The sequence below is a fragment of the Streptomyces sp. NPDC001093 genome (genome assembly GCF_040298985.1).
Classification (GTDB): Bacteria; Actinomycetota; Actinomycetes; order Streptomycetales; family Streptomycetaceae; genus Streptomyces.
Window position 1 is genome coordinate 110,536 of the sequence record NZ_JBEPBF010000009.1, and the last position, 23,941, is coordinate 134,476.

Consider the following 23,941-nt stretch of genomic DNA (forward strand, 5'->3'; position numbering starts at 1 on the left):
GCACCATGATCCATCGCAGAACCGCCGTCGCCGTCCTCGTCTCCCCGCTGCTGCTCACCGGCTGCGGCGGCGGAGCCGAGGCGACCGAGCGCCGGACACCCCCCACCCGCCCGGCACCCACCGCCACCCCTGCGATACAGGCGGAGCAGGCCTCCCGGGGCATACCCGGCCTCGGCCCCGTCATGTCGGCGGCGCTGCCCGAGCGCTGCGAGCAGGCCGTGGTCGTCACCGGGCGCGGGAAGGACTCCCCGCTCTGCACGGTCGTCCTGCACCAGCGCACCGTCCCCGGCTGGCAGTCCGGCCCCGCCTGGCCCGGCAGCAACGCCCTGCGCGGCTGGAGCGCCCACCACGTGCTCGGCGACCTGCGCTCCCCGCTCGGCCTGTACACCCTCTCCGATGCCGGCGGCCTGCTCCCGGACCCCGGCAGCAGGCTGCCGTACCACCGCTCCGGCGGCTTCCACTCGCCGGGCACCGGCTTCGAGGGCGAGCCGCTCGAGGGGTGTTTCGACTACGTCATCGCCATCGACTACAACCGCGAGCCCGGCACCTCCCCGCTGGACTGGACCCGGCCGCTCGGCCCGAAGCGCGGCGGCGGAGTATGGCTGCACGTCGGCCACGGCGGCCCCACGCACGGCTGTGTCAGCGTCGCCAAGGCCCACATGAGGGAACTGCTGCACACCCTCGACCCGCACCGGCATCCGGTCGTGGTCATGGGGTACGCCGACTTCCTCGCCGCCTGAGCCGCCTAGGATCCGAACCCGTGTGCGCACATGTACTGGTCGCCGAGGACGACGAGAAGCAGGCCGAACTGATCCGCCGCTCCCTGCTGGCCGAGGGACACACCGCCACGGTGGTGCACGACGGCGCCGCCGCGCTGGAGGCCGCGCGCGGCCTCAGGCCCGACCTCGTCGTGCTGGACCTGATGCTCCCGGTCGTCGACGGCTTCGGCGTGTGCCGGGCCCTGCGCGGCGGCGGGGACCCGGACATCCCGGTGGTCATGCTCACCGCCCGCTCCGCCGAGGACGATGTGCTGCTCGGCCTCGAACTCGGCGCCGACGACTACATGACCAAGCCGTACAGTCCGCGCGAGTTGATGGCCCGCATCCGTACGGTGCTCAGGCGCAGCGGGCGCGGTCTCGGCACCCGGGAGGACGACCCCGTGGTACGGGCCGCCGGGATCGGCGTCGACCCCGTACGGCACGAGGTGCGCTGCGACGGCGCGGTCGTGGACTGCACGCCCGCCGAGTTCCAGATCCTGCTGGCCATGGCCGCGGAGCCGGAACGGGTGTTCACCCGGCGGCAGTTGCTGCAGTGCACCCGCGGCTTCGACCGGGCCTCCACCGAGCGGGCCGTCGACGTCCACATCATGAACCTGCGCCGCAAGATCGAGACCGACCCGCGCCGCCCCGTACGCCTGTTGACCGTGTTCGGCGTCGGCTACAAGCTGAGCGGCGCCCGCCCGTGAGGCGCCGACTGCTGCGGGTCCGGCCGGACACGCCCGAGCCGCGCGGGCGGGGCGGCGCCGGCGGGCAGGCGCCCGTCGGGCGGCGGATCCCGCTGCGCAAGCGGCTCCTCGTCCGGCTGCTGTCCGTCTCCGCCCTGATCGCCGTCTGCTCGGTGGCCGCCACCGCCTGGCTCGCGGTGACCACCACCACCAGCGCCCTGAAGGAGGAGCAGGGTCAGGACCTCGCGGCCGACAACAGCATCCTGGCCCGGCTCAGCGGGTACGCCGCCACCCACTCCGACTGGACGGAGGTCCGGCGCATCGTCCGGCAGCTGGCCGCCGAGACCGGACGCCGGATCGCGCTCACCACCGTCGACCGCACCCTGGTCGCCGACTCCGCGCCCCGCGGCACCCCGCTGCCGCCCCGGCCCGCCGCCACCGTCGACCCGCTGCGCACCGACACCTACAGCGAGACCGGCGCCCAGCTCAGCGGCATCGATCCGCGCGTGGTCGGCCCGTACCTGCTCCCCGCGCAGGAACGCGCGAAGCTGGACGCACTGGCGGCCAGACGCAAACAGTGCTACGAGCGCTACGGCCTCCAGGCCGGCATCGCCCGCACGCCGAGCGGGCGGCCCGTCGTCACCGTCCCGGAGGGCACCGACCCGGCCGGCTACGGCGCGGCGGTCTGCGAGGACGGGCTGCTCAACACGCCCACGCCGACCGAGCACAAGGCCCTGGCCGACCTCACGGACCTCGCTCGGCCCTGCCTGAAACAGGCCGGCCTGGACCTCGGCGGGCAGCTCTTCCTCACCTTCGACCCCAGCGGCAAGGACCCCTTCGCCGGCGGCTACCTCGCCGCCAAGTACGCCAGTGCGGGCAAGACGGCGACGGCGCGGGCCGCCCAGCACTGCATCCTGACCGCCCGGCGTACCCAACTGGAGCCCTACGTCGCCCCGGTGGCCGACCTGTTCCTGGGCATCGGCGACCAGACCCCCTCCCGCTTCGACATGTCCCCGGCCAACAAGGCCAAGGTGATCGGCGCGGCCGGGCTGGTCCTCGCCGTCACCGTCGCCGTGACCGCCCTCGTCGCCACCCGGCTGGTACGGCCGCTGCGCGCGCTGACCGAGGCCGCTCAGCAGCCGCCCGAACTGCACGTACGCGTCCCGGTGACCACCCGGGACGAGACCGGCATCCTCGCCGAGGCCTTCAACGACCTGACCGAGCGCCGCGCTCGTCTCGAGGCCCAGCGCAAGGCGATGGTCAGCGACATCGCGCACGAGCTGCGCAGCCCGCTCACCAACATCCGCGGCTGGCTGGAGGTCGTCCGCGACGGAGTCGTCGAGCCCGACCCGCCCCTGCTGGACTCGCTGCACGAGGAGGCGCTCGTCCTCCAGCGGATCATCGACGACCTGCAGGACCTCGCGGCCGCCGACGCCGGCACCCTGCGGCTGCACCGCGAGCCGCTGCGGGCCGGCGATCTGCTGGACCAGGTCGCCGCCGCGCACCGGGTCGCAGCCAGAGCCGCCGGGGTCGCCCTGCGCACCGAGGCCGACGCCGGCGCCTGGCTCGACGCCGACCCGGTGCGGATGCGGCAGGCCCTGGGGAACCTGGTCTCCAACGCGCTGCGGCACACCCCGGCCGACGGCACGGTCACACTCGCCGCCCGCCGCGACGGCGCTCACGCCGTGCTGACCGTCACCGACACCGGCACGGGCATCGCGGCCGAGGACCTGCCGCACGTCTTCGACCGGTTCTGGCGCGCGGAGAAGTCCCGCAGCCGTCGCACCGGCGGCAGCGGCCTGGGCCTGCCGATCGTGCGCCACCTGCTCGCCGCCCACGAAGGCACGGCCGAGGCCGCGAGCGAGCCCGGCGCGGGCGCGGTCTTCACCCTGCGGCTGCCCGCCCGGCAGCCGCCGCGCGAGGAACCCTGAAAGGGCGGGGATTCCTGGCTCCCGCCGGGGGGTAATCCGGTCGCGCGGCGCCGTCGAGGGAGGTCTTGCCATGAGCGCACCGGAGGACCTGCCGGTCGTGTCCACGCTCGCCGAGGTGGCCCGCCTGGTGGACCGGCGGCAGGGCCTGTACGTCCGCTGGTCGCTGGGCCCCGGCGCCGACCTCGCCGAGGTCTCCAGCACCGACGACCTCACCGGCGTACCCATGCCCGGGCTGTCCGCCAGTCCGCTGGAGATCGAAAGCTGGTGGGCGGACCGGTCGGTGGAGCTGTGGGTGGCCCGCCGTCTGTACGACTACGCGCATCTGCCGCACGACAAGGGGCCCGGCGTGCGTCCCTGGGTGCTGCGCGGCCGGGAGGCCGGCCGGGGCCCCGACAACGAGCCGCTCGTGACCGATGCCGAGCCGCTGTGCTGGATCGCGGACGAGGTGATCGAGGCGGCGAAGAAGGAGGTGGCCCGGCAGGAGCGGGAGTGGGGGACGCTGCGCCGCGGGGGCCGCTGAGGCCCGGACCGTGGGCGCCGGGGTCAGCCGGAGCGCGGCCGGGTGCGGGTGCGGCGGCTCAGTGCCCGGCGCTCCAGCTCGGTCGTCCCGCCCCAGATGCCGATGCCCTGGCCCGTCCCCAGCGCCCAGTCCAGGCACTCCTCCCGGACGGCACACCGGCCGCAGACCGCCTTGGCCCGCTGGGTCTGCACCTGCGCCGGACCGGTGGTGCCGATGGGGAAGAACAGGTCGGGGTCCTCGTGACGGCACGCGGCGTGGTCGCGCCAGTTGTCCATGGAAGTCTCCCGGATCCGATCGAAGTCGTCCGTGCCTGTCGAATGCGTACTGCGGGTTCGGGTGACCGGTCGGGGCGGTGTGAAACGGCGTGTGCGACAGGGGTTCGAGCGACGACCGCGATCCGGCCACGGGCGGGCGCGGGGCCACGGACGGGCCGCACGCGCTCAACAGGCCGGGGAACGGGGCGGACAGGCCGGCGGGCCGAGGGCACCCGTACCCGACCGGGCACCGGGGGCGCGGAGTTGGGGGCGAGAACCGGCTGGGTCCGCCGTCCGCCGCGCCACCGCCCGACCACCCTACTCCGCAGGGCCCTTCCCTGGGTGCGAAACGGACAAAGCGTGACCTGGGCGTCAGCGGCGCAGTGACTCGGTCGCCGTCACCGTCACCGCCTCGGCCAGTGCGGCCAGCGCGGGGGAGTCCAGCCTCCACTGCTGCCAGTACAGCGTGACGTCCATCCACTCCTCGGGCGCGAGCAGTACCAGCCTGCCCTCCGCCAGCAGCGGACGCGCCTGGACCTCCGGCACCATGCCCCAGCCGAGCCCGGCGGCGACCGCGTCCAGGAAGCCCTCCGAGGTGGGCACGAGGTGCCTGAGCGGGCCGGCGGAGCCCCGGCCCAGCCGGCGTACGAAGGCGTCCTGGAAGTCGTCCTTGCGGTCGAAGACCACCACGGGGGCCTCGGGCAGCGCCTCCGGCAGCGGCCGCCCGCCCAGGTGGTTCGCGGTGAACTCCGGTGCGGCGACCGGCAGATACCGCATCCGGCCGAGCGGCCGGACGGTGCAGCCCGGCACCGGATCGGCGGCCGTGGTCACCGCCGCCATCACCAGACCCTCGCGCAGCAGGGCCGCCGTGTGGTCCTCGTCCTCCCGGTGCAGTTCGAAGCAGAGGCCCGCCACCCGGGTCAGCGCCGGCAGGAACCAGGTCGCCAGCGAGTCCGCGTTCACCGCCACCGAGACCCGGGTCGGCTCCCCGGCACCGCTCAGGCCGAGTTCACCCCACGCGTCGCGTTCCAGCCGGGCGAGCTGCCGGGCGTAGCGCACCAGCACCGCGCCGGACTCCGTGGGCCGCACCGGCTTGGTGCGCTGCAGCAGCACCCGGCCGGTGCGCTGTTCGAGTGCCTTGACCCGCTGGCTGACCGCCGACGGGGTCACGTGCAGGGCGGCCGCGGCGGCGTCGAAGGTGCCCTCGTCCACCACGGCGAGCAGGGTCCGCACCTGCTCCAGCGGAAGGTCCGTCATCACGAGCGCTAAGGATACGTAAGAAAGTTTAGCTGTACTTGCGGATGCCGGCTTCCTAGGTTCGATGCATGAACCACGCCCTGACCGCCGCGGCCGCCGGATTCGGCACCGGCCTCTCCCTGATCGTCGCCATCGGCGCCCAGAACGCCTTCGTCCTGCGGCAGGGGGTGCGCCGGGACGCGGTCCTCGCCGTGGTGGGGATCTGCGCCCTGTCCGACGCGGTGCTCATCGCGCTCGGCGTCGGCGGGGTGGGGGCGGTCGTGGTGGCGTGGCCGGGCGCGGTCCGGGCGGTCGGGATCGTCGGTGGCCTCTTCCTGCTCTGCTACGGCGTCCTCGCCGCCCGCCGGGTGCTCAGGCCGGGCCCGGCCGGGCTGAGCACCGAGGGCGAGTCCGCGGGCTCCCGGCGCCGGGCGGTGCTCACCTGTCTGGCGATGACCTGGCTGAACCCGCACGTCTACCTGGACACCGTGTTCCTGCTCGGCTCCCTGGCCGCCGACCGGGGCGCGCTGCGCTGGACCTTCGGGCTCGGGGGCGCGCTCGCCAGCCTGTGCTGGTTCGCCGCACTCGGCTTCGGGGCCCGGCTGCTCGGCCGCTTCCTGGCCCGGCCGGCGGCGTGGCGGGTGCTGGACGGCCTGGTCGCCGTCACCATGCTGGCGCTGGGAGCCATGCTCATGGCCGGGTCCTGAGCCGGTCCTGGCAAAAACCCGTTCGGTTGCACAGGGTCCCGCTGAGATAGTCAGGCTCTCGAAGCGAAAAGATGTAGCGAGCAACCTCTATCGGCAACAGGACACCCGTGGACACGAGCGAGAGCAGTACCACCGAACCCGGCGCCGCGACGGACGCGGCGGCTCCGCCCCGGCGCGGCTGGCGCCGCTGGGCGATGGACACCCGTCCGCTGAGCATCCCGGCCTACCGGCGGCTGTGGACGTCGACCATCGTCACCGCCGTCGGCAGCCAGCTCACCGCCGTGGCCGTGCCCAAGCAGGTGTACGACGTCACGCACTCCTCGGCGTGGGTCGGCTACGCGAGCCTGGCCGGCCTCGTGCCGATGGTGGCGTTCGCGCTGTGGGGCGGCGCGGTCGCCGACACCGTGGACCGCCGCAGGCTGCTGCTGGTCACCAACACCGGTATCGCGGTCACCTCGCTGCTGTTCTGGGCGCAGGCCGTCACGGGGATGGGCTCCGTCGCCGTCCTCATGGTGCTCCTCGCGTGCCAGCAGGCGTTCTTCGGCCTCAACTCCCCGGCTCGCAACGCCTCCATCGCCCGGCTGGTCCCGGCCGAGCAGCTGCCCGCCGCCAACGCGCTCGGCTCCACGGTGATGCAGACCGGCATGGTCGCCGGCCCGCTGCTCGCCGGTGTGCTGATCCCGGTCATCGGGCTGCCCGAGCTGTACCTCATCGACGCCGTGGCGCTGTGCGTGACCGTGTGGGCCGTCTTCCGGCTGCCCGCGCTGCCGCCGCTCGGTGAGGCCGGCGCCCGCCGGGCCGGGGTGCGCGAGATCGCCGCCGGGTTCCGGTACATCTCGCGCCACAAGGTGCTGCTGCTGTCCTTCCTCGCCGACATCGTCGCCATGGTCCTCGGCATGCCCCGCGCCCTGTTCCCGCAGCTCGCGGCGCAGACGTACCACTCCTACGGCGAGGGGCTCGCGCTCGGCGTGCTGTTCGCCGGCATCCCGGTCGGCGCGGTGCTCGGCGGCCTGTTCTCCGGGGTGTTCTCGCGGGCCCGCCGGCACGGCCGGATGGTCATCGGGGCGGTCGTCGGCTGGGGCGTGGCCATCGCCGGGTTCGGGCTGAGCGGCAACCTCTGGGTGGCCCTCGCCTTCCTCGCCGCGGCCGGTGTCGCCGACATGGTCTCGATGGTGTTCCGCGGCGCGATCCTGCTGTCGGCCGCGACCGACGAGATGCGCGGCCGGATGCAGGGCGTGTTCACGGTGGTCGTCGCGGGCGGTCCGCGCCTGGCCGACGTCCTGCACGGCACGGCCGGCGCGGCCTTCGGCCCGCGCGCCGCCGTGGCGGGCGGCGGCGCCCTGGTCGTCGTGGTGATGCTGGCCCTGTCCGCCGCCGTACCGGCGCTGCGCCGCTACCGGATCTGAGCTACAGCAGACCGCCGCGCCGCTTGGTCGTGTACTGGTCCATCAGCTTGCCCCGGGTCGTCTCCAGGCGGTGGGCGAGGATCTCGGCCACCGTCCGGACCAGCGAGAGGCCGAGCAGCGGGTCCTCCACGCACAGGGCGAGCACCGAGGGGCCGTCGAACTCGTAGGCGCGTACGTCGGTGAAGGCGACCGCGCCGAAGTCCCACTGGTACGGCGGGAACAGCCAGGACCAGCCGAGCATGTCGCCCGCGCCGAGCGTGGCCACGGTGATCCGCTGCCGGGAGGTGACCTGCTGGTCCAGGTGGACCGCGCCGGAACGGATCACCCAGAACCGGTCGGCGGTGCCGCCCGCCTCGAAGATGCGGGTGTCCTCCGGGAACGAGACCTCCTTGGCCAGTTCCATCAGGCGTTCGCGCTGCGCCTGGGGCAGGGCGGTCAGCAGTTTTATCGCTTTGGTCATGGCGCGGCGCTCCTCGCCGAGGCGGTCCGGGGTGCTTTCCCTAAGCCCATTTCAGCCGCTGCCGCCCCGGTGGGCACCTCGAAGGACGCGGATTTCCCCGGCGGCGGCCCGGTGCGCCGCCCGGGTGCAGGCAGCAAGAAGCCCTGGCTGGACGGGGGAGACCAGCCAGGGCCGTATGCGGTGACGCGACAGAGGGAGGAAGGACGGTTCCGGTCACCTCCGGCATCACGTATGTATGAACGATAAACCATCTGGTGCCTGTTCTACCAATCGGTAGCGGGTCACGTGACCTGTTTCACGCCTCCGGCCGTGCTCGGCGGCCCACCCGGGCAGACGATCTCCCCCAGTACCCGCGTCACCGCCTCGAACGCCCACGCCCGGGCAGTGGCCTCCCGCGCCCCCTCCGGGTCCGTCGCCGTGAGGCTCTGTGCGCGCTCGCGCCATGCCTGTTCCTCCTCGGCCGCGTGCTCCCGGCCGCGCTGGATGCGCCGCAGCAATTCGTCCGCGTCCACGACATCGGTCATACCCGTCTGGTACCCGCGAGAGCGTGGTGATGACACGGCCACCGACGGTGTTTGACGGCTTTGAAAGGGGTGAGGCGAAAGGAGTACGTCGGGCCATCCGGGCATCGCTCAGGGAGGCAGGATGCGCGACAAGTACCGCACCAGCTGTTCCACGACGCTGCGGGAAGCACGCCGCCGGCTGCCGTGCCGGCCGGCCGACGCCCGCAGAACCGTGGAGCGGGCGGTGGCCGAGCGGTGCCGGGCCGTCTCCTGCGGTGCGGCGGCCATGGCGGACGTCCTGCTCGTCACCTCGGAGCTCACCACCAACGCCATCCTGCACGGCGGCGGCATCACCGGCTTCGACGTCGCAGTCGACTCCGGCGCCGTACGGGTGTCCGTGAGCGACCGCAGCGACGAACTGCCGGTGGCCGCCCCGCCCGTCGACGAGCGCGGCACCCGGCCCGGCGGCCGGGGCTGGCCCATCGTCTGCCGTCTGTCACGGGACGTCCGGGTCGCGCAGCTGCCCTGCGGGGGCAAGCGCATCACGGCCGTCGTACCGCTGCGCTGAAGCCGTGCGGGAAGTTCAGCGCCCGTGGTGTTTGCTCCCCGGAGCGAGGGGCAGGCGGAAACTCGTGCTTCGGACCGGAGGCGCGCGCCCAGCGGGAACCGTACGACTGCCCGCGTCCCCCTCCCGGCGGACCGGGCGACCGACCCGCGGCGAACCCTGACACCACCGTTCGGGCCCGGCCCCGAACCTCGTTCCGGCCGTGTGCCCTGAATCCACGTTCAGGAGCGATTCCGCATGCTGACCGACATGTCGACAAGCCGTCCCGGCACGCCCACCACGGACTCCGCCGCCGCTGCCCCGCGGCGGCCCCATGACGACGCCCCCGACACCGCGGAACTGTTCGCCCGGCTGGCGGACCTGGACGACGGCCCCGAGCGGGACGCCGTACGCGACGAACTCGTCGCCGCCTGGCTGCCCATGGCCCACCGGATCGCCGGCCGCTTCCGCGACCGGGGCGAGACCGTCGAGGACCTGCGGCAGGTGGCCGCGCTCGGGCTGGTCAAGGCCGTCGACCGGTTCGACCCGTCCCGCGGGGCCTTCGAGAGTTACGCCGTGCCGACCATCACCGGCGAGATCAAGCGGCACTTCCGGGACCGGATGTGGGCCCTGAGGGTGCCGCGCCGGGTGCAGGAACTGCGCAACCGGGTGCGCGTGGCCCGTCGCGAGCTCACCCAGCACCCCGGCAGCCCCGAACCCACCGTCACCGCCATCGCCACCCACACGGGCCTCAGTGAGGACGAGGTCGGTGCGGGCATGGAGGCGCTGGAGAGCTTCAGCACCCTGTCCCTGGACGCCGAACTGTCCGCCGGGGACGACGGCTACAACCTCGCCGACACCCTCGGGGCGGCGGACACCTCGTACGACGTCGTGGTCGACCGCGAGGCCGCCAAGGAGGGGCTGCGCCGGCTGCCCGAGCGGGAACGGGCCATCCTCTACATGCGGTTCTTCGAGGACATGACACAGAGCCGCATCGCCGACCGGCTGGGCATCTCCCAGATGCACGTCTCCCGGCTGATCAGCCGCAGCTGCGCCCGCGTCCGCGACGAGGCCATGGGCCGGCGCGCGTGGGCGGACCCCGCGTGAGGGCGTGGCCGACGGACCGTCACTTCTTCGGACGGTCCGCCCGCGTGGTGACGCCCAGCGGCCGGGCCAGCCCCGAGACGGCCTCGTCCAGCCGCTGCAGATGGCGCAGCACCCGGTCGGTGACCCGGCCGTAGCGCGGGGTGCGCAGCGTTCCCGGCTCCAGCATCGAGGCGATGCTGGAGCCGGTCTCGATCTCCGCCGTGGCACGCGGGTCGGCGACATGCGCGGCGATCGCCTCGATGTTGTGCACGATCCGCCGGCACGCCCCGCGCAGCCGGGGATCCGCCGCGATCGAGGGGTGCGTCGGCAGCAACTCGGCCGTCGCCGCGAGCGAGCGCCCGTGGTAGGCGCAGGTCTCCAGCAGCGCCACCACGTACCGGGCGGTGTTCCGGCGCGCGCGCAGCGGGGTGATCGGATGGGTCAGCGGCTGGGTGGCCGCACGCAGGTCGGCCAGCGCCTGGTCGAGATCGCGCGCCTGCTCCACCAGACCGGCGCCCGCCCCGCCGCTCAACTGGTCCACGGCGGCCCGTGTGACCTCGGCGAGCCGGTCCAGGACCGCGCCGAGGAGGTCGTTCGTACGGCGGTCGGTGCGCACGGGCAGCACCACCGCCGCCGCGATCACCCCGCAGGCCGCGCCGAGCGCCGTCTCCTCCACCCGCAGCACCAGCACCGCCATGCTGTAGGTGTTCAGCAGCGTGTACAGCAGACCCAGCATCGCCGTCACGAAGAACGACATCAGCGTGTACGACAGCGGGGCGGTGTAGAACATCGCGAAGATGAACACCAGCACCAGGCCGAACGCCGTCCACGTGTGGGGCCCGACCAGAGCGGCGAGCCCGATGCCGGCCACCACGCCGAGCACCGTGCCCAGCAGCCGCCGGTAGCCCTTCACCAGGATCTCGCCGGTCGAGGCGGTGTTGATGAACACGATCCAGCAGGTCAGCACCGCCCAGTACCAGCGCTGGCTGGACAGCAGCTCGCCGCCCGCGATGGCCAGCGCGGAGCCGACGGCCACCTGGACCGCGGCCCGGGTCGTGGGCCGCTGCAGACCGCTCGGCCCCGGCTCCTCCGCCTCGGCCTCCTCGCCCGCCTCGATCGCGGCGTCCTCCGCGTCCAGCTCCTCGCGCGAGCGGCTCGTCGCCGGGGTGTCGTCGGACTCGTCCTGCGGCCCCTCCAGCGCGACCCGCAGACCCAGCGAGGCCCGGGCGGCCTCACCGAGCCCACGGAAGACGTCCTGCACGGCCGGCGAGGCCTTGGGCAGGTTCTCCTCCTCGCGGTAGCCGAGCAGCCGGTTGCGCACCTGGGCGAGCGCGGTGCCCCGGGCCTCGCCGGCCGGCCGCAGCATCAGCAGCCGCAGCGCCTGCAGATCCCGGCGCAGCGCCGCCGACGCCTCGTCCCGCACCGGAAGCTCACCGCTCGAGGGCAGCGGGGCGCCCGGCAGATGCAGGGTGAGGGTGTCGGTCCGCTCGGCGCTGCGCGCGGTGAGCAGCAGCAGGCCGAGCCGCTCGGAGGCGATCTCGGCGTCGGCGATGCGGCGCTGCAGCAGCCGGGCCACCGCCGCGTCGGAGGTGCCGTCCTCCAGCCGCCCCTGGATCAGCAGCGCCGTCTCGTGCAGGCGCGCGGTGGCGGTGCGTAGATCGTCCAGGACCTTGTCCACGTCGTCCGGCCCGGCGTCCAGCAACTCCGTCTGTACGGCGATCAGCTGCGCGAGCCGGGCGCGGAACGCCCGCCGCAGCCGGTCCAGGGTGCCCGCCGGGGTCTGCGGCAGCAGCACGAAGCGCGCGACGGCGCTGCATGCGAAGGCCACGCAGATGACCCCGCACAGCGCGGGCAGCGCCGAGGTGGTCGCGTGCACGAACAGGGAGAGGAAGTAGATCTGGAAGCCGATCAGGCCGAGCGCCGTGCCGCGGTCGCCGAACCGGCGGCCGTAGACCGCGCAGAAGATGAGGGCGACGAAGAACAGGTCCCCGGCGACGACCCGTTGGTTCAGCAGCGCGCCCAGCGACACCGACGCCAGGGCCACCGGCAGGCCGAGCGCGAGGGTCACGGCCTGCGCCGCGCGCTGTTTCTCCTGCACGGCGAAGGTCGACACCATCGCCGCCATGGCGCCGGCGACCAGCTGGGGCACCGGCACCCGCAGGGCGGCCAGGACGGCGAGGGTGAGCGCGATCGCGGTGACCGTGCGCGCTCCCGCGGTGAGCCGGAGCAGCCCGGGATCGGACGCCGCGAGCCGGTCCCACATCCGTACCCGCCCAGGTCGTCCCGCTGTGCTCACGCCGCCGTGCTCTCTCCCGTGCCGGAAACCGATCTCCGACCCAGCATCGCACGACGGTCCGGACCGGTTGCCCCACGGGCACGGTCAGCACCGAGGAACGGATCAGCTCCCGCCGCTCTGTGTCACGGGCTGTCCGCCGTCCCGCCCTCCACCCGCGCCCGCACCTGTTCCGGCGTCAGATACGCGTCGGTGAACTCGAAGTCCTTCAGCCGGGCCGGCTTGCGGGCCTGGAAGCCGGTGCGCACGAAATCGTCGCCGGCGACCGCGTTCACCAGCCAGTTGGTCATCACCCGGGTCTTGGCGACGTTGGTGCGCAGAGCCGACCAGTGGTAACCGCGGGCCACCGCCTGGGCCGGCACTCCGCGCAGCTCGACGCCGAGCGGCTTGGACACAGCGTCCCTGCCGCCGAGGTCGACGACGAGGCCGAGGTCGCGGTGCACGTACGGCTGCAGCGGCGCACCCCGCAACGTCGCGATGACGTTGTCCGCGACCCGCTTGCCCTGCCGCATGGCGTGCTGCGCGGTCGGCGGGCACACCGCGCCGTCGCCCTTGGCCAGGTCCGGCACCGCGGCCGAGTCGCCGAGCGCGAACACCCCGTCGTGGCCCGGCAGAGACATCTCGGGAGTGACCGCCAGCCGGCCCCGCACGGTCTCCGCGCCGAGCGTGCCGATCAGCGGGCTCGCGACCACGCCGGCGGTCCAGATCAGCGTGTGCGTCGGCACCACCCGGCCGTCGGTGAAGGTGACCTCCTCGGCGCCGGCCTTGTCGATCGACACGCCGAGCGACACCTCGATGCCCCGCCGCCCCAGGATCTCCTGCGCGCTGCGGCCGAGCTTGTCACCCAGCTCCGGCATCAACTTGGGCGCGATGTCGATCAGATGCCACTTGATCAGGCCGGGGTCCAGACGCGGGTAGCGCTGTACGGCGGCGTGCGTCAGCCGCTGCAGACAGGCGGCGGTCTCGGTGCCGGCGTATCCGCCGCCGACCACCACGAACTGCAGCCGGGCGGCCCGCTCCGCCGGGTCGTCGCTGGCGTCCGCGAGGTCGAGCTGCGAGATGACGTGGTCGCGGATGTAGGCGGCCTCGGCCAGGGTCTTCATCCCGAAGGCGTGCTCGGTCAGACCCGGGATGTCGAAGGTCCGGGTCACGCTGCCGGGGGCCAGCACGATGTAGTCGTAGGGCTCGTTGACGATCTTGTCGGTGATGGTGCGGACGACGCACACCTTCGCCTTCAGGTCCACGCCGATCGCGCCACCCGGGATGATCCGGGTGCGGTACTTCTTGCTGCGGCGCAGGCTCAGCGCGATCGACTGCGGCGTGAGCACGCCGGAGGCGACCTGAGGCAGCAGGGGCAGGTACAGCTGGTAGGACTGCGGCGTCACCAGGGTGACGTCGGCCTCGGCGGGAGCGAGTTTGCGCTCCAGACGGCGGACGCACCCGACTCCGGCGAAGCCGGCGCCAACCACCAGGATCCTGGGTCGTGTCACGGTGTTCATCCCTCTCTGCGGCTCCAGGCGGTCCGACTCCACGCCGTTCGTGTGCCCGGGACCGGTGCGCACCACCTTCGATCCCACCGTGCCCCGAGCCGTCCCGCCAGCCGGTTGCGGCAGGCAGACGAACGCGTGGGCTCCAGCATGCCCCCGCTGGAGCTGGAGTAACCGGTTGTCGCACAGATACACGTCGCACATCCGGTGCGGTCACCAGGGCAGGAAGACGTGGATGTCCTTGCCCTCGTCGTGGACGACGACACTGACCTGCGTGCACAGCGTGTGCAGCAGGTGCCAGCCGATGCCGCCGCCGCCCGTGCGCGGGTGGAAGGGGCGCGGTTCCGGCCTGGTGGTGCTCGTGTCGCGCATCGTCACGTGGACGCCGTCGAAGGTACGGCGCATCCGCAGACCGAACGGCCCGGGCGCGTACTGGATCACGTTCGCGGCCAGCTCCGTGACGACCAGCAATATGTCGTCCCAGAACTCGGGCGCGGCGGGCGGCGCCCGGGTGGCGAGCGCGCAGAGCCACTCCTCCGCGGCGAGCCGGGCCTCCGTGACGTTGCGCAGCTCACCGGCGAAGGAGAAACTGCGCTCGTACCCGTCCTCCGAGCGCGGTGTGTCGTCCCCACGTGGCTCCGTAGCCATAGCGCATTCCCCCGTCCCGGGCGGTCAGGGACGTGGCGAGGCCCTCCGACCAGGACGGCTGTCGGTGCTGATCTCATCCTGTGCCTGCGAGTTCCCGCAGCCGGGCCGGATATCCTTCCGGCCCGGCCCGAGGTCCGGACGGGCGCGCCTTGCGGGCGCGGGGTGTCAGCGGAAGACGTCGTCGGGCTCGTCCCAGTCCGCCGGCTCCTGCGGGACCCGCGCCGCCCGGGACCGCGCCTGGTACATCGCGTCGATCTCCGTGGCGTAGTGCCGCACGATGACGTCCCGGCGCAACTTCATCGACGGCGTGAGCAGCCCGTTGTCCGCGGCGAACGGCTCCGGGAGCACCCGGTAGACCCGGATGGACTCCGCCCGGGAGACGGCGCTGTTGGCGGAGGCGACGGCCCGCGCGATCTCCTCCCGCAACGCGTTCTCCTCCCGTCTCTCCCGGGCCGGACTGTCGCCCTGCAGGGCCAGGGCGGCCCGCCAATGCGCGAGGAAGTCCGGGTCCAGGGTGATCAGGGCGCCGACGCAGGGCCGGTCGTCGCCGACCACGACCGCCTGGTGGACCAGCGGATGCATGCGCAGCCGCTGCTCCAGCGGGGCCGGGGCGACGCTCGTGCCGCCGCGGGTGACGATGACGTCCTTCTTGCGCCCGGTGATCGTCAGATAGCCCTCGGAGTCCAGCCGCCCGATGTCCCCGGTGGCCAGCCAGCCGCCGCGCAGCGCGGCCCGTGTCGCCGGCTCGTCGCCGACATAGCCCTGGAACACCGACGGACCGCGCACCAGGATCTCGCCGTCGTCGGCCACCTGGATCTCGGTGCCCGGCAGCGGCCGGCCGACCGTACCGGACTTCTCCCGGCCGAGCGGCTGCATGGTGATCCCGCCGGAGGACTCGGTGAGGCCGTACCCGTCGTGGATGTACACCCCGATGCCCTCGTAGAACAGGCTCAGTTCGCGGTTGAGCGAGGAACCGCCGGAGGTGCCGCGCACCACCCGCCCGCCGAGCGCCGCGCGCAGCCTGCGGTACACCGTCCGCTCGTACAGGGCGTGTTGCAGCCTCAGCTCGAACCCGGGCCCCGGCCCGGTGCCCAGCCGGTGGCGCTCCTGTGCCTGGGCGAAGTCCCGCGCGGTCTGCGCGGCCCGCTCGAACAGGGCACCCCGGCCCGCCTGTTCGGCCGCCTGCAGGAAATTCTTGTAGAGCTTCTCGAACACCGACGGCACGCCGTACAGATACGTCGGCCGGAACGTGGTCAGCGCCGATGCCAGCGACGCCGCGGTCAGCTCCGGCTCGTGCGCCATCAGGGCGCCGCCGCGCACACACACCAGCATGATCATGATGCCGTACACATGGGAGAACGGCAGAAACGCCAGCACGGACGGCTGCTCGCCGGGCGGAGCCGCGGTGTGCTTCCAGCCGGCCAGGTACGTGTCGCAGGGGTAGGCGAGACTCCGGTGGCTGAGCGCGCAGCCCTGGGGGCGGCCGGAGGTGCCGGAGGTGTAGACGACCGCCGCCGTGGCGTCCGGCAGCACGATCCGGCGCAGCGACTCCACGGTGGTGTACGGCACGACCTGGCCCCGCTCGACGAGTTCGGGCACCGCGCCCGCGTCCAGCTGCCAGACGTGACGCAGCCGCGGCAGCCCGGCGCACACCGTGCCGACGGTCATGACGCCCTGCTCGTCCTCCACGACCACGGCCACACAGCCGGCGTCCCGCAGGATCCACTCGACCTGGTCCCGCGAGGAGGCCGGATGGACCGGCACGATCTCGGCGCCCACGGCCCACAGCGCATGGCTGAACACCGTCCACTCGTAGCGGGTGCGGGACATCAGGGCCACCCGGTGGCCGGGGGAGATCCCGGCGGCGATCAGCCCCTTGGCCAGGTCGACCACCTCGTCACGCAGTTCGACGGCCGTCACCTCCTGCCACCCGGTGGCGGCGGAGTCCACGCGATGGGCGAGCACCGGCAGGGTGGGACTGAGCTCCGCGGTGTCGAAGACGCTGTCGGCGAGGCCGCCGGTGAGCGGCGGGGCAACGGCGGGAGCGAGGGCGACGTCGCGCATGCGCTGCTCCTGGATGTACAGAGGGTCACACCGCCGACCGGCTCGGTATCGGCGGTGCTCGAATGTAGCCCAGCGGACCGCGTTCGGCAGGGGGAACGAGGAAGTCGTGATCAGCTGATGATCCGGGCGTGTCCTGGGGACTCGGCAGACATGAGTCACGTGAACCCGGATCCCGAACCCGAGCGGACCACCGGGCTGGAGCCCGGCGGCTCGGTACCGCCCGGCGAGACGCCGCCCGCCGAGAGCAGCATGCCCGGGGCCGGGCCCCGCGAGACGCACAATCCGCCCCGGGGCTGGGCCAAGGCGCCGCTGACGCTGATCCTGGTCGTCGTCGTCCTGGTCGCGCTGTTCTTCCTGGTGTACGCCCTGATGCTGATCGTCTGACCGCGGGCGGTCAGCCCTGGGTACGCCGGACGCACTCGGTGACGACGCCCCGCAGGCCGCCGCCGTGCTCCAGCAGCCGGCGCTGCTCGCGCGCGCCGTTGCCGCGCCGCAGCAGCTCCGTGATGCCCTGCTCGGCGCGGTCCGCGTCGCCGGTCGCGCAGAGCGCGTCCCAGGTGTGCGTGAGCAGCGACCGCAGCACCTGCGCGGCGGGTTCGGCCCGCATCGCCGCCGGGTCGAGCAGGTCCTCCTCCAGGCCGAAGCGGGCGGCCTGCCAGTCGGCGAGCCGCAGCAGGCTCACGCTGTGGCCGGGCGCCGGCCGGCCCGCCCGCCAGTGCTGAGCGGCCGTCTCCACGAGCGCGCGGGTCAGCGTCGCGATCAGCACGGCCGTGTCCGCGCCGAGGCATACGTCCGCCACCCGGACCTCCACGGTCGGATAGCGGGCGGACAGCCGCGCGTCGAAGTAGACCATCCTCTCGTCCAGCAGGGTGCCGGTGGCCACCATGTCCGCCACCCGCTGGTGATACCGCTCGGCCGACGCGAACGGCTCGGTCGGCCCGGCCGACGGCCAGCGGTTCCACACCCGGCTGCGATAGCTGGCGTAGCTCGTGTCCCGGCCCTGCCAGAACGGCGAGTTCGCACTGATCGCGCGGAGCACCGGGAGCCACGGGCGGATCCGGTCGAGGACGGCGATGCCCTCCTCGTCGGACTCCACGCACACATGCACATGGCAGCCGCACACCAGCTGCTCCCAGGTCGGTATCCCGTAGTGCTCGGCCAGCCACTGGTACCGCTCGTTCACGCTGAGGGAGGGGCTGACCGGCAGGGGAGAGGTGGCCAGCGCCGCGACCGCGCAGCCGAGCTCCCCGGCGTGCCGCGCCGCCTCCTTGCGGCAGCGCACGATCTCCTCGCCGAGGTCCGCCATGTTCGCCTGCGGATGCGTGGCGAACTCCAGCATCTGCCGGAACAGCTCCTTCTCGAAGACGTGCTGTCCCGGATCGTCATGGGCGACCCGTTCGAGGACGGCCGCCGCCAGCGCCTTCGGTTCGCCGCTGTCGGGGTCGACCAGAAGGAGCTCCTCCTCCACTCCCACGGTGCGCACGTGGTGCCACCCTTCCGTGTCCATGCCACGAGGGGCAGTCAAGGCTCTGTACGACCCCCGACTGCCCCTGGGCGGGCCGCCGACACCTGCGGCTTTCAGTGCTCCGGCGCGAGCCAGACCGTGGCGAGCGGCGGCAGCGTGAGCCTGATGAACCCGTCCTCGGGCTTCAGCAGCCCCTCGTTGCCGACCCCGCTGCCGCCGTAGCGGACGTCGTCGGTGTTCAGCTCCTCCTGCCAGGCGGGGATCTCTTCTCCGGCCCACAGCCGGTACTCGTGCCGGACGACCGGGGAGAAGTTCGACACCGCGAGCAGCGGGGAGCCGTCGGCGGCGAAGCGCTGGAACGCGAAGACGTTGTCGTCCGCCGCGTCGCCCAGCACCCACCGGAAGCCGCCCGGGTCGGTGTCCCGCTGCCACAGCGCCGGCGTCGCCCGGTACACGGTGTTCAGATCCCGCACCAGATCCCGCACGCCCCGGTGGTCCCCGGCCGAGTGGTAGTCGTCGCCGAGCAGCCACCACTCGGGGCCGTGCGGCTCGGACCACTCCGCTCCCTGGGCGAATTCCTGCCCCATGAACAACAGCTGCTTGCCCGGATGGGCCCACATGAAGCCCAGATAGGCGCGGTGGTTGGCGCGCCGCTGCCACCAGTCGCCCGGCATCTTCGACACCAGGGAGCGCTTGCCGTGCACCACCTCGTCGTGGGAGATCGGCAGCACGTAGTTCTCGCTGTAGGCGTACACCATCGAGAAGGTCATCTCGTCGTGGTGGTACTTGCGGTGCACCGGCTCCTTCTGGATGTACTGGAGCGAGTCGTGCATCCAGCCCATGTTCCACTTCAGCCCGAAGCCGAGCCCGCCGCGGTCCGTCGGCCGGGTCACCCCGTCCCAGGCGGTGGACTCCTCCGCGATGGTCACCACGCCCGGACAGCGCCGGTAGACGGTGGCGTTCATCTCCTGCAGGAAGGCGACCGCGTCCAGGTCCTCCCGGCCGCCGAACACGTTCGGCTGCCACTGGCCGGAGTCCCGCGAGTAGTCCAGGTAGAGCATCGACGCGACGGCGTCCACCCGCAGCCCGTCGATGTGGAACTCCTGGCACCAGTACACGGCGTTGGCGACGAGGAAGTTGCGCACCTCGGTCCGGCCGTAGTCGAACTCGTACGTCCCCCAGTCCGGGTGCTCGGCGCGCGTCGCGTTCCCGGGCTCGTAGAGCGGATCCCCGTCGAACCGGGCCAGCGCCCAGTCGTCCTTGGGGAAGTGCGCCGGCACCCAGTCCATGATCACACCGATGCCCGCCCGGTGCAGCGAGTCCACCAGGTACTTGAAGTCGTCCGGGGAGCCGAGGCGGGGCATCGGCGCGTAGTACGAGGTGACCTGGTAGCCCCAGGAGCCGCTGAACGGATGCCCGGCGACCGGCATCAGCTCGACATGCGTGAAGCCCATCTCCTTGACATAGGCGGGGAGTTCCTCCGCCAGCTGACGATACGTCAGACCAGGCCGCCAGGAGGGCAGATGGACCTCGTACACCGAGAACGGCGCCTGGTGCACGGGCGTGTCACCTCGGTGCGCCATCCACTCCGCGTCGCCCCACGCGTACCGCGAGACCGCGACGACCGACGCGGTGTCCGGCGGCGTCTCCGTGCACCGCGCCATCGGGTCGGCCTTGAGGAAGCGGTGGCCGTAGCGCGAGGTGATCTCGAACTTGTAGCGGGCGCCCTCGCCGATCCCCGGAAGGAACAGCTCCCACACCCCGGACGCGCCGAGCGACCGCATCGGGTACTGGGTGCCGTCCCAGTACGTGAAGTCCCCGGCCACCCGCACTCCTTGGGCGTTGGGCGCCCACACGGTGAAGCGGGTGCCGGTCACGCCCTGGTGCGTCATCGGCTCGGCGCCGAGCGCCTGCCACAGCTGCTCGTGCCGCCCCTCCCGGATCAGATGGAGGTCCAGCTCGCCCAGGGCGGGCAGGAAGCGGTACGGGTCGTGCACCTCCTGCTCGGCGTCGTCGTAGGTCACCAGCAGCGTGTACGACGGGATCTCCGGGTACGGCAGCACGGCCGCGAACAGACCGTCGCCCTCCGAGCGAAGCGGGCTGCGCATCCCGTCGACCACCACACTCACCGTGCGCGCGTTCGGGCGCAGCGCCCGGAACAGGACGCCGCCCGGGACCGGGTGGGCGCCGAGCAGGGCGTGCGGATCGTGGTGGGCGCCGCCGAGCAGCCGGCCGCGGTCGGCCGCGTCGAGGGGCAGGGCCGGGGCCGGCGCGGGGCCGGCTGCCTCGGGGAGCGAGGTGTCGCGCAGAGCCATGACGTCATCCTCCCCACACGGCGAGCCGCTTGATCGCCGCCATCGGTACCGGCAGCCAGTCCGGCCGGTGTCTCGCCTCGTACAGCACCTCGTACACCGCCCTGTCCGTCTCGTGCGCGCGCAGCAGCGCGTGCTTCTTGCGTGGATCCCAGCCGGCGCGGGCCGCGTAGCCCGCACAGAACGCCTCCCGGCAGCGGCGCGCCCATTCGGGTCGCCAGGGGCGGCGCTGCCGGGCCGCGTAGTCGAAGGAGCGCAGCATCCCCGCCACGTCCCGCACCGGGGACTGCGGGATCTGCCGCTCGGCGAGCGGCCGGGACGGCTCGCCCTCGAAGTCGATGACGAACCAGTCGCGGCCGGCCTGCAGCACCTGACCGAGGTGCAGATCGCCGTGGATGCGCTGGGCGGGCGGCCCGGAGTCGCAGGTGGCCAGCGCCCCGAACGCGGCCCGCAGCCCCGGCACGAAGGGCAGCAGCCCCGGCACGGCGTGCGCGGCCGCGTCCAGCCGTGCGCACATCGCCTCGGCCGTACGGCTGTTCTCGCCGCCGGGCCCGGCCGACGGAAAGGCCTCGGCCAGCGCGAGGTGCACCTCGGCCATGGCCAAGCCCAGCGCCCGGGACTCGGCGGTGAAGTCGTCACCGGCGGCGAGCGCGTGCAGCGCCAGCGTCCAGCCGTCGGTCGCGTCCGGCAGGAACGGCTGCAGCACGCCCAGCGTGGCCGGCTGCGGCGCGGTCGTACCGAACCAGGCCACCGGTGCCGGCACCCGGGTGCACCCCTGTGCGGACAGCGCGGCCGTCACCTCCAGGTCCGGGTTGACGCCCGGCTGGATCCGGCGGAAGACCTTCAGGATGTACGCGTCGCCGTACACGATCGAGGAGTTGGACTGCTCGGCGTCCAGCAGGCGCGGCGGCAGGCCGCCGGGCACGCGGGCGGCCGGGTCGGTCCGGAAGCGCAGCGGGCCGGCCGCGCCGGGCTGCCGCAGCCGCTCCAGCAGCAGGCTTGCCGAGCGCGGGTCGTGCAGCGCGTCGTAGACCGCGAGCCCGGCGAACGGGCCTTCCTCGGCCCGCCCGATGTACGCCCGCTCCAGCCGTGGGGCGAGGTGTTCGCGCAGGCCCAGCAGCAGCTGGTAGCAGTCACCGGGCGGGGGAGTGCCGCCCGGCGTGGGCACCGGCGCGTGCGAGGCGTGCACCAGCAGGTGCAGACAGCCCGGGAACAGCTCGGTCACGGAGAGCACCGACAGATCGGTGACGGGCCGGTCCTTGCCCGCGAACCAGCGTTGCCTGGGCAGCCATTGGCGCAGCAGCCCGCCGAGCGAGGCCAGGGGGCCGTCGAGCCCGGCCACCGTTCTCGGTCGGACAGTGATGGTCTTCGGCATGGTGACGCGTCCTTTCCTCGGCGCCGGGCGCGCTAGCGACGGCGGCCGATGCGGGATGCGACTCGGGTGAGCCGGAACCAGTAGAAGCCGTGGCCTTGCAGGGTCAGCAGGTAGGGAAGTTCACCGATGGCGGGGAAGCGCACGCCGCCGATCAGCTCGACCGGGTGCCGGCCGTCGTAGGCCCGCAGGTCGAGTTCGGTGGGCTGCGCGAAGCGGGAGAAGTTGTTGACGCACAGCACCAGGTCGTCGCCGTACTCGCGCAGGAAGGCCAGCACCGCAGGGTTGGAGGACTGCAGTTCCGTGAACGAGCCGAGACCGAAGGCGGGGTTCTGCTTGCGGATCTCGATCATGCGGCGGGTCCAGTGCAGCAGCGAGGACGGCGAGGACATCGACGCCTCGACGTTGGTGACCTGGTAGCCGTAGACCGGGTCCATGATCGTCGGCAGGAACAGCCGTCCGGGATCGGACGTCGAGAAGCCGGCGTTGCGGTCGGGGGTCCACTGCATCGGGGTGCGCACGGCGTCGCGGTCGCCGAGCCAGATGTTGTCGCCCATGCCGATCTCGTCGCCGTAATAGAGGATCGGTGAGCCGGGCAGGGCCAGCAGCAGGGCGGTGAACAGCTCGATCTGGTTGCGGTCGTTGTCGAGCAGGGGGGCGAGGCGCCGCCGGATCCCGATGTTGGCGCGCATCCTCGGGTCCTTGGCGTACTCGGCCCACATGTAGTCGCGCTCTTCGTCGGTGACCATCTCCAGGGTCAGCTCGTCGTGGTTGCGCAGGAAGACGCCCCACTGGCAGCCGGAGGGGATGGCCGGTGTCTTGGCGAGGATCTCGGAGACGGGGTAGCGGGACTCGCGGCGCACGGCCATGAAGATGCGCGGCATGACGGGGAAGTGGAACGCCATGTGGCACTCGTCGCCGCCGGTGGCGTAGTCCCCGAAGTAGTCGACGACGTCCTCCGGCCACTGGTTGGCCTCCGCCAGCAGCACGGTGTCCGGGTACATCGCGTCGATCTCGCGGCGGACCCGCCTGAGGAACTCGTGGGTCGCGGGCAGGTTCTCGCAGTTGGTGCCCTCTTCGGCGTAGAGGTAGGGGACGGCGTCGAGCCGGTAGCCGTCGATCCCGAGATCCAGCCAGAACCTGAGGGCCGCCAGGATCTCCTCCTGCACGGCCGGGTTCTCGTAGTTGAGGTCCGGCTGGTGCGAGAAGAAGCGGTGGAAGTAGTACTGGCCGCGCACGGGGTCGAAGGTCCAGTTGGAGGCCTCGGTGTCGACGAAGATGATCCGGGCGTCCTCGTACTGCTTGTCGTCGTCGGCCCACATGTAGTAGTCCCCGTACGGGCCGTCCGGGTTGGTGCGGGACTCCTGGAACCACGGGTGCTGGTCGCTGGTGTGGTTCATGACGAAGTCGATGATGACGCGCATGCCGCGCTGGTGGGCGGCGTCCACGAACTCCACGAAGTCGGCGAGGTCACCGAACTCCGGCAGGACGGCGGTGTAGTCGGAGACGTCGTAACCGCCGTCTCTCAGCGGGGACTTGAAGAACGGCGGCAGCCACAGGCAGTCGACCCCCAGCCACTGCAGATAGTCGAGCTTGGCCGTCAGACCCTTCAGGTCGCCGATGCCGTCGCCGTTGCTGTCCTGGAAGGAGCGGACCAGGACCTCGTAGAAGACGGCCCGTTTGAACCACTCCGGATCCCGGTCCTTGGCCGGTGTGTCCTCGAAGGTGTCGTGTACGGGTTCGTTGACGGTCATGAGGCCGCGGGCCCTCCGTTCTGGGGCGTCGATCGCCCGACGTGGAGCACGTGCCCCGGCGCGCTGCCGGGCGTCAGGCGCACGTAGTTGGTCCTGCCCCAGTGGTACGTCTCACCCGTCAGTTCGTCGTGCACGGACAGGGCGGAGTTCCAGTCCAGGCCGAGTTGCGGCATGTCCAACGAGACCGTGGCCTCCTGGGCGTGGTGCGGGTCGAGATTGACGACCACGATGACCGTGTCCGCGCCCGTGCTCTTGCTGTAGGCGAGCACGGCGTCGTTGTCGGTCCGGTGGAAGCGGAGGTTCCGCAGGCGCTGTAGCGCGGGGTGCTGCCGTCGGACGGTGTTGAGGCGGGTGATGAGGGGCGCGATGGTACGGCCCTCGCGCGCGGCCGCCTCCCAGTCCCGTCGCTTGAGCTGGTACTTCTCCGAGTCCAGGTACTCCTCGCTGCCCTCCCT

Annotated in this window: 22 protein-coding genes; 9 read left to right on the forward strand and 13 right to left on the reverse strand. The window is 72.6% G+C overall.

Annotated elements, in window-relative coordinates:
* Positions 1-5: 5 nt before the first annotated feature.
* The 4 genes from ABT288_RS07450 to ABT288_RS07465 all read left to right on the forward strand — a co-directional run bounded on the left by ABT288_RS07450 (position 6) and on the right by ABT288_RS07465 (position 3,895).
* Positions 6-740: a L,D-transpeptidase family protein gene (locus ABT288_RS07450; RefSeq protein ID WP_351603741.1), complete on the forward strand. Its 735-nt coding sequence runs from the start codon at positions 6-8 to the stop codon at positions 738-740.
* A 20-nt stretch (positions 741-760) separates the two neighbouring features.
* Positions 761-1,465, forward strand: a complete 705-nt coding sequence (locus ABT288_RS07455; protein WP_351603743.1) for a response regulator transcription factor — start codon at positions 761-763, stop codon at positions 1,463-1,465.
* An 86-nt stretch (positions 1,466-1,551) separates the two neighbouring features.
* Positions 1,552-3,375: a sensor histidine kinase gene (locus ABT288_RS07460; protein WP_351603786.1), complete on the forward strand. Its 1,824-nt coding sequence runs from the start codon at positions 1,552-1,554 to the stop codon at positions 3,373-3,375.
* Between the two features lie 70 nt (positions 3,376-3,445).
* A complete protein-coding gene (locus ABT288_RS07465; protein ID WP_351603745.1) occupies positions 3,446-3,895 on the forward strand; it encodes a DUF6098 family protein in 450 nt (149 codons plus the stop codon).
* Between the two features lie 23 nt (positions 3,896-3,918).
* Here the strand turns inward: ABT288_RS07465 and ABT288_RS07470 are convergent, their stop codons facing one another.
* Positions 3,919-4,170 (reverse strand): WhiB family transcriptional regulator, encoded by a 252-nt coding sequence (locus ABT288_RS07470; protein ID WP_351603747.1) that lies wholly within the window; start codon positions 4,168-4,170, stop codon positions 3,919-3,921.
* A 351-nt stretch (positions 4,171-4,521) separates the two neighbouring features.
* On the reverse strand, positions 4,522-5,409 hold the full coding sequence (locus ABT288_RS07475) for a LysR family transcriptional regulator ArgP (RefSeq protein WP_351603749.1): 888 nt from the start codon (positions 5,407-5,409) through the stop codon (positions 4,522-4,524).
* A gap of 65 nt (positions 5,410-5,474) precedes the next feature.
* On the opposite strand from ABT288_RS07475, the gene ABT288_RS07480 reads away from it, so the two are divergent.
* The gene (locus ABT288_RS07480) at positions 5,475-6,092 is read left to right on the forward strand and encodes a LysE/ArgO family amino acid transporter (RefSeq protein ID WP_351603751.1); all 618 of its coding nucleotides are present in this window, start codon (positions 5,475-5,477) and stop codon (positions 6,090-6,092) included.
* Between the two features lie 107 nt (positions 6,093-6,199).
* Entirely contained in the window at positions 6,200-7,498 is a 1,299-nt protein-coding gene (locus tag ABT288_RS07485) for an MFS transporter (RefSeq protein WP_351603753.1), read from the forward strand.
* 1 nt (position 7,499) lies between these two features.
* On the opposite strand, the gene ABT288_RS07490 is transcribed toward ABT288_RS07485, so the two are convergent.
* Positions 7,500-7,958 (reverse strand): cyclic nucleotide-binding domain-containing protein, encoded by a 459-nt coding sequence (locus tag ABT288_RS07490; protein ID WP_351603754.1) that lies wholly within the window; start codon positions 7,956-7,958, stop codon positions 7,500-7,502.
* 281 nt (positions 7,959-8,239) lie between these two features.
* Positions 8,240-8,482 carry a hypothetical protein gene (locus ABT288_RS07495; protein WP_351603755.1) on the reverse strand — a complete coding sequence of 81 codons (243 nt, stop codon included), beginning with the start codon at positions 8,480-8,482 and terminating at the stop codon, positions 8,240-8,242.
* A 121-nt stretch (positions 8,483-8,603) separates the two neighbouring features.
* On the opposite strand from ABT288_RS07495, the gene ABT288_RS07500 reads away from it, so the two are divergent.
* Together ABT288_RS07500 and ABT288_RS07505 are read left to right on the forward strand one after the other, a co-directional pair.
* A complete protein-coding gene (locus ABT288_RS07500) occupies positions 8,604-9,029 on the forward strand; it encodes an ATP-binding protein (RefSeq protein ID WP_351603757.1) in 426 nt (141 codons plus the stop codon).
* A gap of 234 nt (positions 9,030-9,263) precedes the next feature.
* Complete coding sequence (locus tag ABT288_RS07505) at positions 9,264-10,112, forward strand: SigB/SigF/SigG family RNA polymerase sigma factor (RefSeq protein ID WP_351603759.1); 849 nt, start codon at positions 9,264-9,266, stop codon at positions 10,110-10,112.
* A 19-nt stretch (positions 10,113-10,131) separates the two neighbouring features.
* Here ABT288_RS07505 and ABT288_RS07510 read toward each other — a convergent pair whose 3' ends face one another.
* The 4 genes from ABT288_RS07510 to ABT288_RS07525 form a co-directional block, all read right to left on the reverse strand.
* Positions 10,132-12,354, reverse strand: a complete 2,223-nt coding sequence (locus ABT288_RS07510; RefSeq protein WP_351603788.1) for an FUSC family protein — start codon at positions 12,352-12,354, stop codon at positions 10,132-10,134.
* A 155-nt stretch (positions 12,355-12,509) separates the two neighbouring features.
* The gene (locus ABT288_RS07515) at positions 12,510-13,883 is read right to left on the reverse strand and encodes an NAD(P)/FAD-dependent oxidoreductase (RefSeq protein WP_351603761.1); all 1,374 of its coding nucleotides are present in this window, start codon (positions 13,881-13,883) and stop codon (positions 12,510-12,512) included.
* Positions 13,884-14,084: 201 nt separating this feature from the next.
* Positions 14,085-14,519 (reverse strand): ATP-binding protein, encoded by a 435-nt coding sequence (locus tag ABT288_RS07520; protein ID WP_351603763.1) that lies wholly within the window; start codon positions 14,517-14,519, stop codon positions 14,085-14,087.
* Positions 14,520-14,684: 165 nt separating this feature from the next.
* Positions 14,685-16,583, reverse strand: a complete 1,899-nt coding sequence (locus tag ABT288_RS07525; protein ID WP_351603765.1) for an AMP-dependent synthetase/ligase — start codon at positions 16,581-16,583, stop codon at positions 14,685-14,687.
* Between the two features lie 150 nt (positions 16,584-16,733).
* Between ABT288_RS07525 and ABT288_RS07530 the strand changes: the two genes are divergently transcribed.
* Positions 16,734-16,967, forward strand: a complete 234-nt coding sequence (locus ABT288_RS07530) for a DUF6480 family protein (RefSeq protein ID WP_351603767.1) — start codon at positions 16,734-16,736, stop codon at positions 16,965-16,967.
* A 10-nt stretch (positions 16,968-16,977) separates the two neighbouring features.
* Here the strand turns inward: ABT288_RS07530 and ABT288_RS07535 are convergent, their stop codons facing one another.
* The 5 genes from ABT288_RS07535 to ABT288_RS07555 all read right to left on the reverse strand — a co-directional run.
* Complete coding sequence (locus ABT288_RS07535; RefSeq protein WP_351603769.1) at positions 16,978-18,066, reverse strand: glutamate--cysteine ligase 2; 1,089 nt, start codon at positions 18,064-18,066, stop codon at positions 16,978-16,980.
* Positions 18,067-18,161: 95 nt separating this feature from the next.
* Positions 18,162-20,363: a 1,4-alpha-glucan branching enzyme gene (gene glgB, locus ABT288_RS07540; protein WP_351603771.1), complete on the reverse strand. Its 2,202-nt coding sequence runs from the start codon at positions 20,361-20,363 to the stop codon at positions 18,162-18,164.
* 4 nt (positions 20,364-20,367) lie between these two features.
* Positions 20,368-21,735, reverse strand: coding sequence for a maltokinase N-terminal cap-like domain-containing protein (locus tag ABT288_RS07545; RefSeq protein WP_351603773.1), 1,368 nt, complete (start codon positions 21,733-21,735; stop codon positions 20,368-20,370).
* 32 nt (positions 21,736-21,767) lie between these two features.
* On the reverse strand, positions 21,768-23,486 hold the full coding sequence (gene treS, locus ABT288_RS07550; protein ID WP_351603774.1) for a maltose alpha-D-glucosyltransferase: 1,719 nt from the start codon (positions 23,484-23,486) through the stop codon (positions 21,768-21,770).
* The coding region (locus ABT288_RS07555; RefSeq protein WP_351603776.1) for an alpha-glucosidase C-terminal domain-containing protein at positions 23,483-23,941 on the reverse strand (459 nt) is incomplete at its 5' end. The genes ABT288_RS07555 and treS, both read right to left, overlap by 4 nt.

Coding starts and splice junctions, on each gene's coding strand:
- ABT288_RS07450 (WP_351603741.1), top strand. CDS start 6: ATGATCCATCGCAGAACCGCCGTCGCCGTCCTCGTCTCCCCGCTGCTG.
- ABT288_RS07465 (WP_351603745.1), top strand. CDS start 3,446: ATGAGCGCACCGGAGGACCTGCCGGTCGTGTCCACGCTCGCCGAGGTG.
- ABT288_RS07470 (WP_351603747.1), bottom strand. CDS start 4,170: ATGGACAACTGGCGCGACCACGCCGCGTGCCGTCACGAGGACCCCGAC.
- ABT288_RS07480 (WP_351603751.1), top strand. CDS start 5,475: ATGAACCACGCCCTGACCGCCGCGGCCGCCGGATTCGGCACCGGCCTC.
- ABT288_RS07490 (WP_351603754.1), bottom strand. CDS start 7,958: ATGACCAAAGCGATAAAACTGCTGACCGCCCTGCCCCAGGCGCAGCGC.
- ABT288_RS07495 (WP_351603755.1), bottom strand. CDS start 8,482: ATGACCGATGTCGTGGACGCGGACGAATTGCTGCGGCGCATCCAGCGC.
- ABT288_RS07500 (WP_351603757.1), top strand. CDS start 8,604: ATGCGCGACAAGTACCGCACCAGCTGTTCCACGACGCTGCGGGAAGCA.
- ABT288_RS07505 (WP_351603759.1), top strand. CDS start 9,264: ATGCTGACCGACATGTCGACAAGCCGTCCCGGCACGCCCACCACGGAC.
- ABT288_RS07510 (WP_351603788.1), bottom strand. CDS start 12,354: ATGTGGGACCGGCTCGCGGCGTCCGATCCCGGGCTGCTCCGGCTCACC.
- ABT288_RS07515 (WP_351603761.1), bottom strand. CDS start 13,883: ATGAACACCGTGACACGACCCAGGATCCTGGTGGTTGGCGCCGGCTTC.
- ABT288_RS07520 (WP_351603763.1), bottom strand. CDS start 14,519: ATGGCTACGGAGCCACGTGGGGACGACACACCGCGCTCGGAGGACGGG.
- ABT288_RS07525 (WP_351603765.1), bottom strand. CDS start 16,583: ATGCGCGACGTCGCCCTCGCTCCCGCCGTTGCCCCGCCGCTCACCGGC.
- ABT288_RS07530 (WP_351603767.1), top strand. CDS start 16,734: ATGAGTCACGTGAACCCGGATCCCGAACCCGAGCGGACCACCGGGCTG.
- glgB (WP_351603771.1), bottom strand. CDS start 20,363: ATGGCTCTGCGCGACACCTCGCTCCCCGAGGCAGCCGGCCCCGCGCCG.
- ABT288_RS07545 (WP_351603773.1), bottom strand. CDS start 21,735: ATGCCGAAGACCATCACTGTCCGACCGAGAACGGTGGCCGGGCTCGAC.
- treS (WP_351603774.1), bottom strand. CDS start 23,486: ATGACCGTCAACGAACCCGTACACGACACCTTCGAGGACACACCGGCC.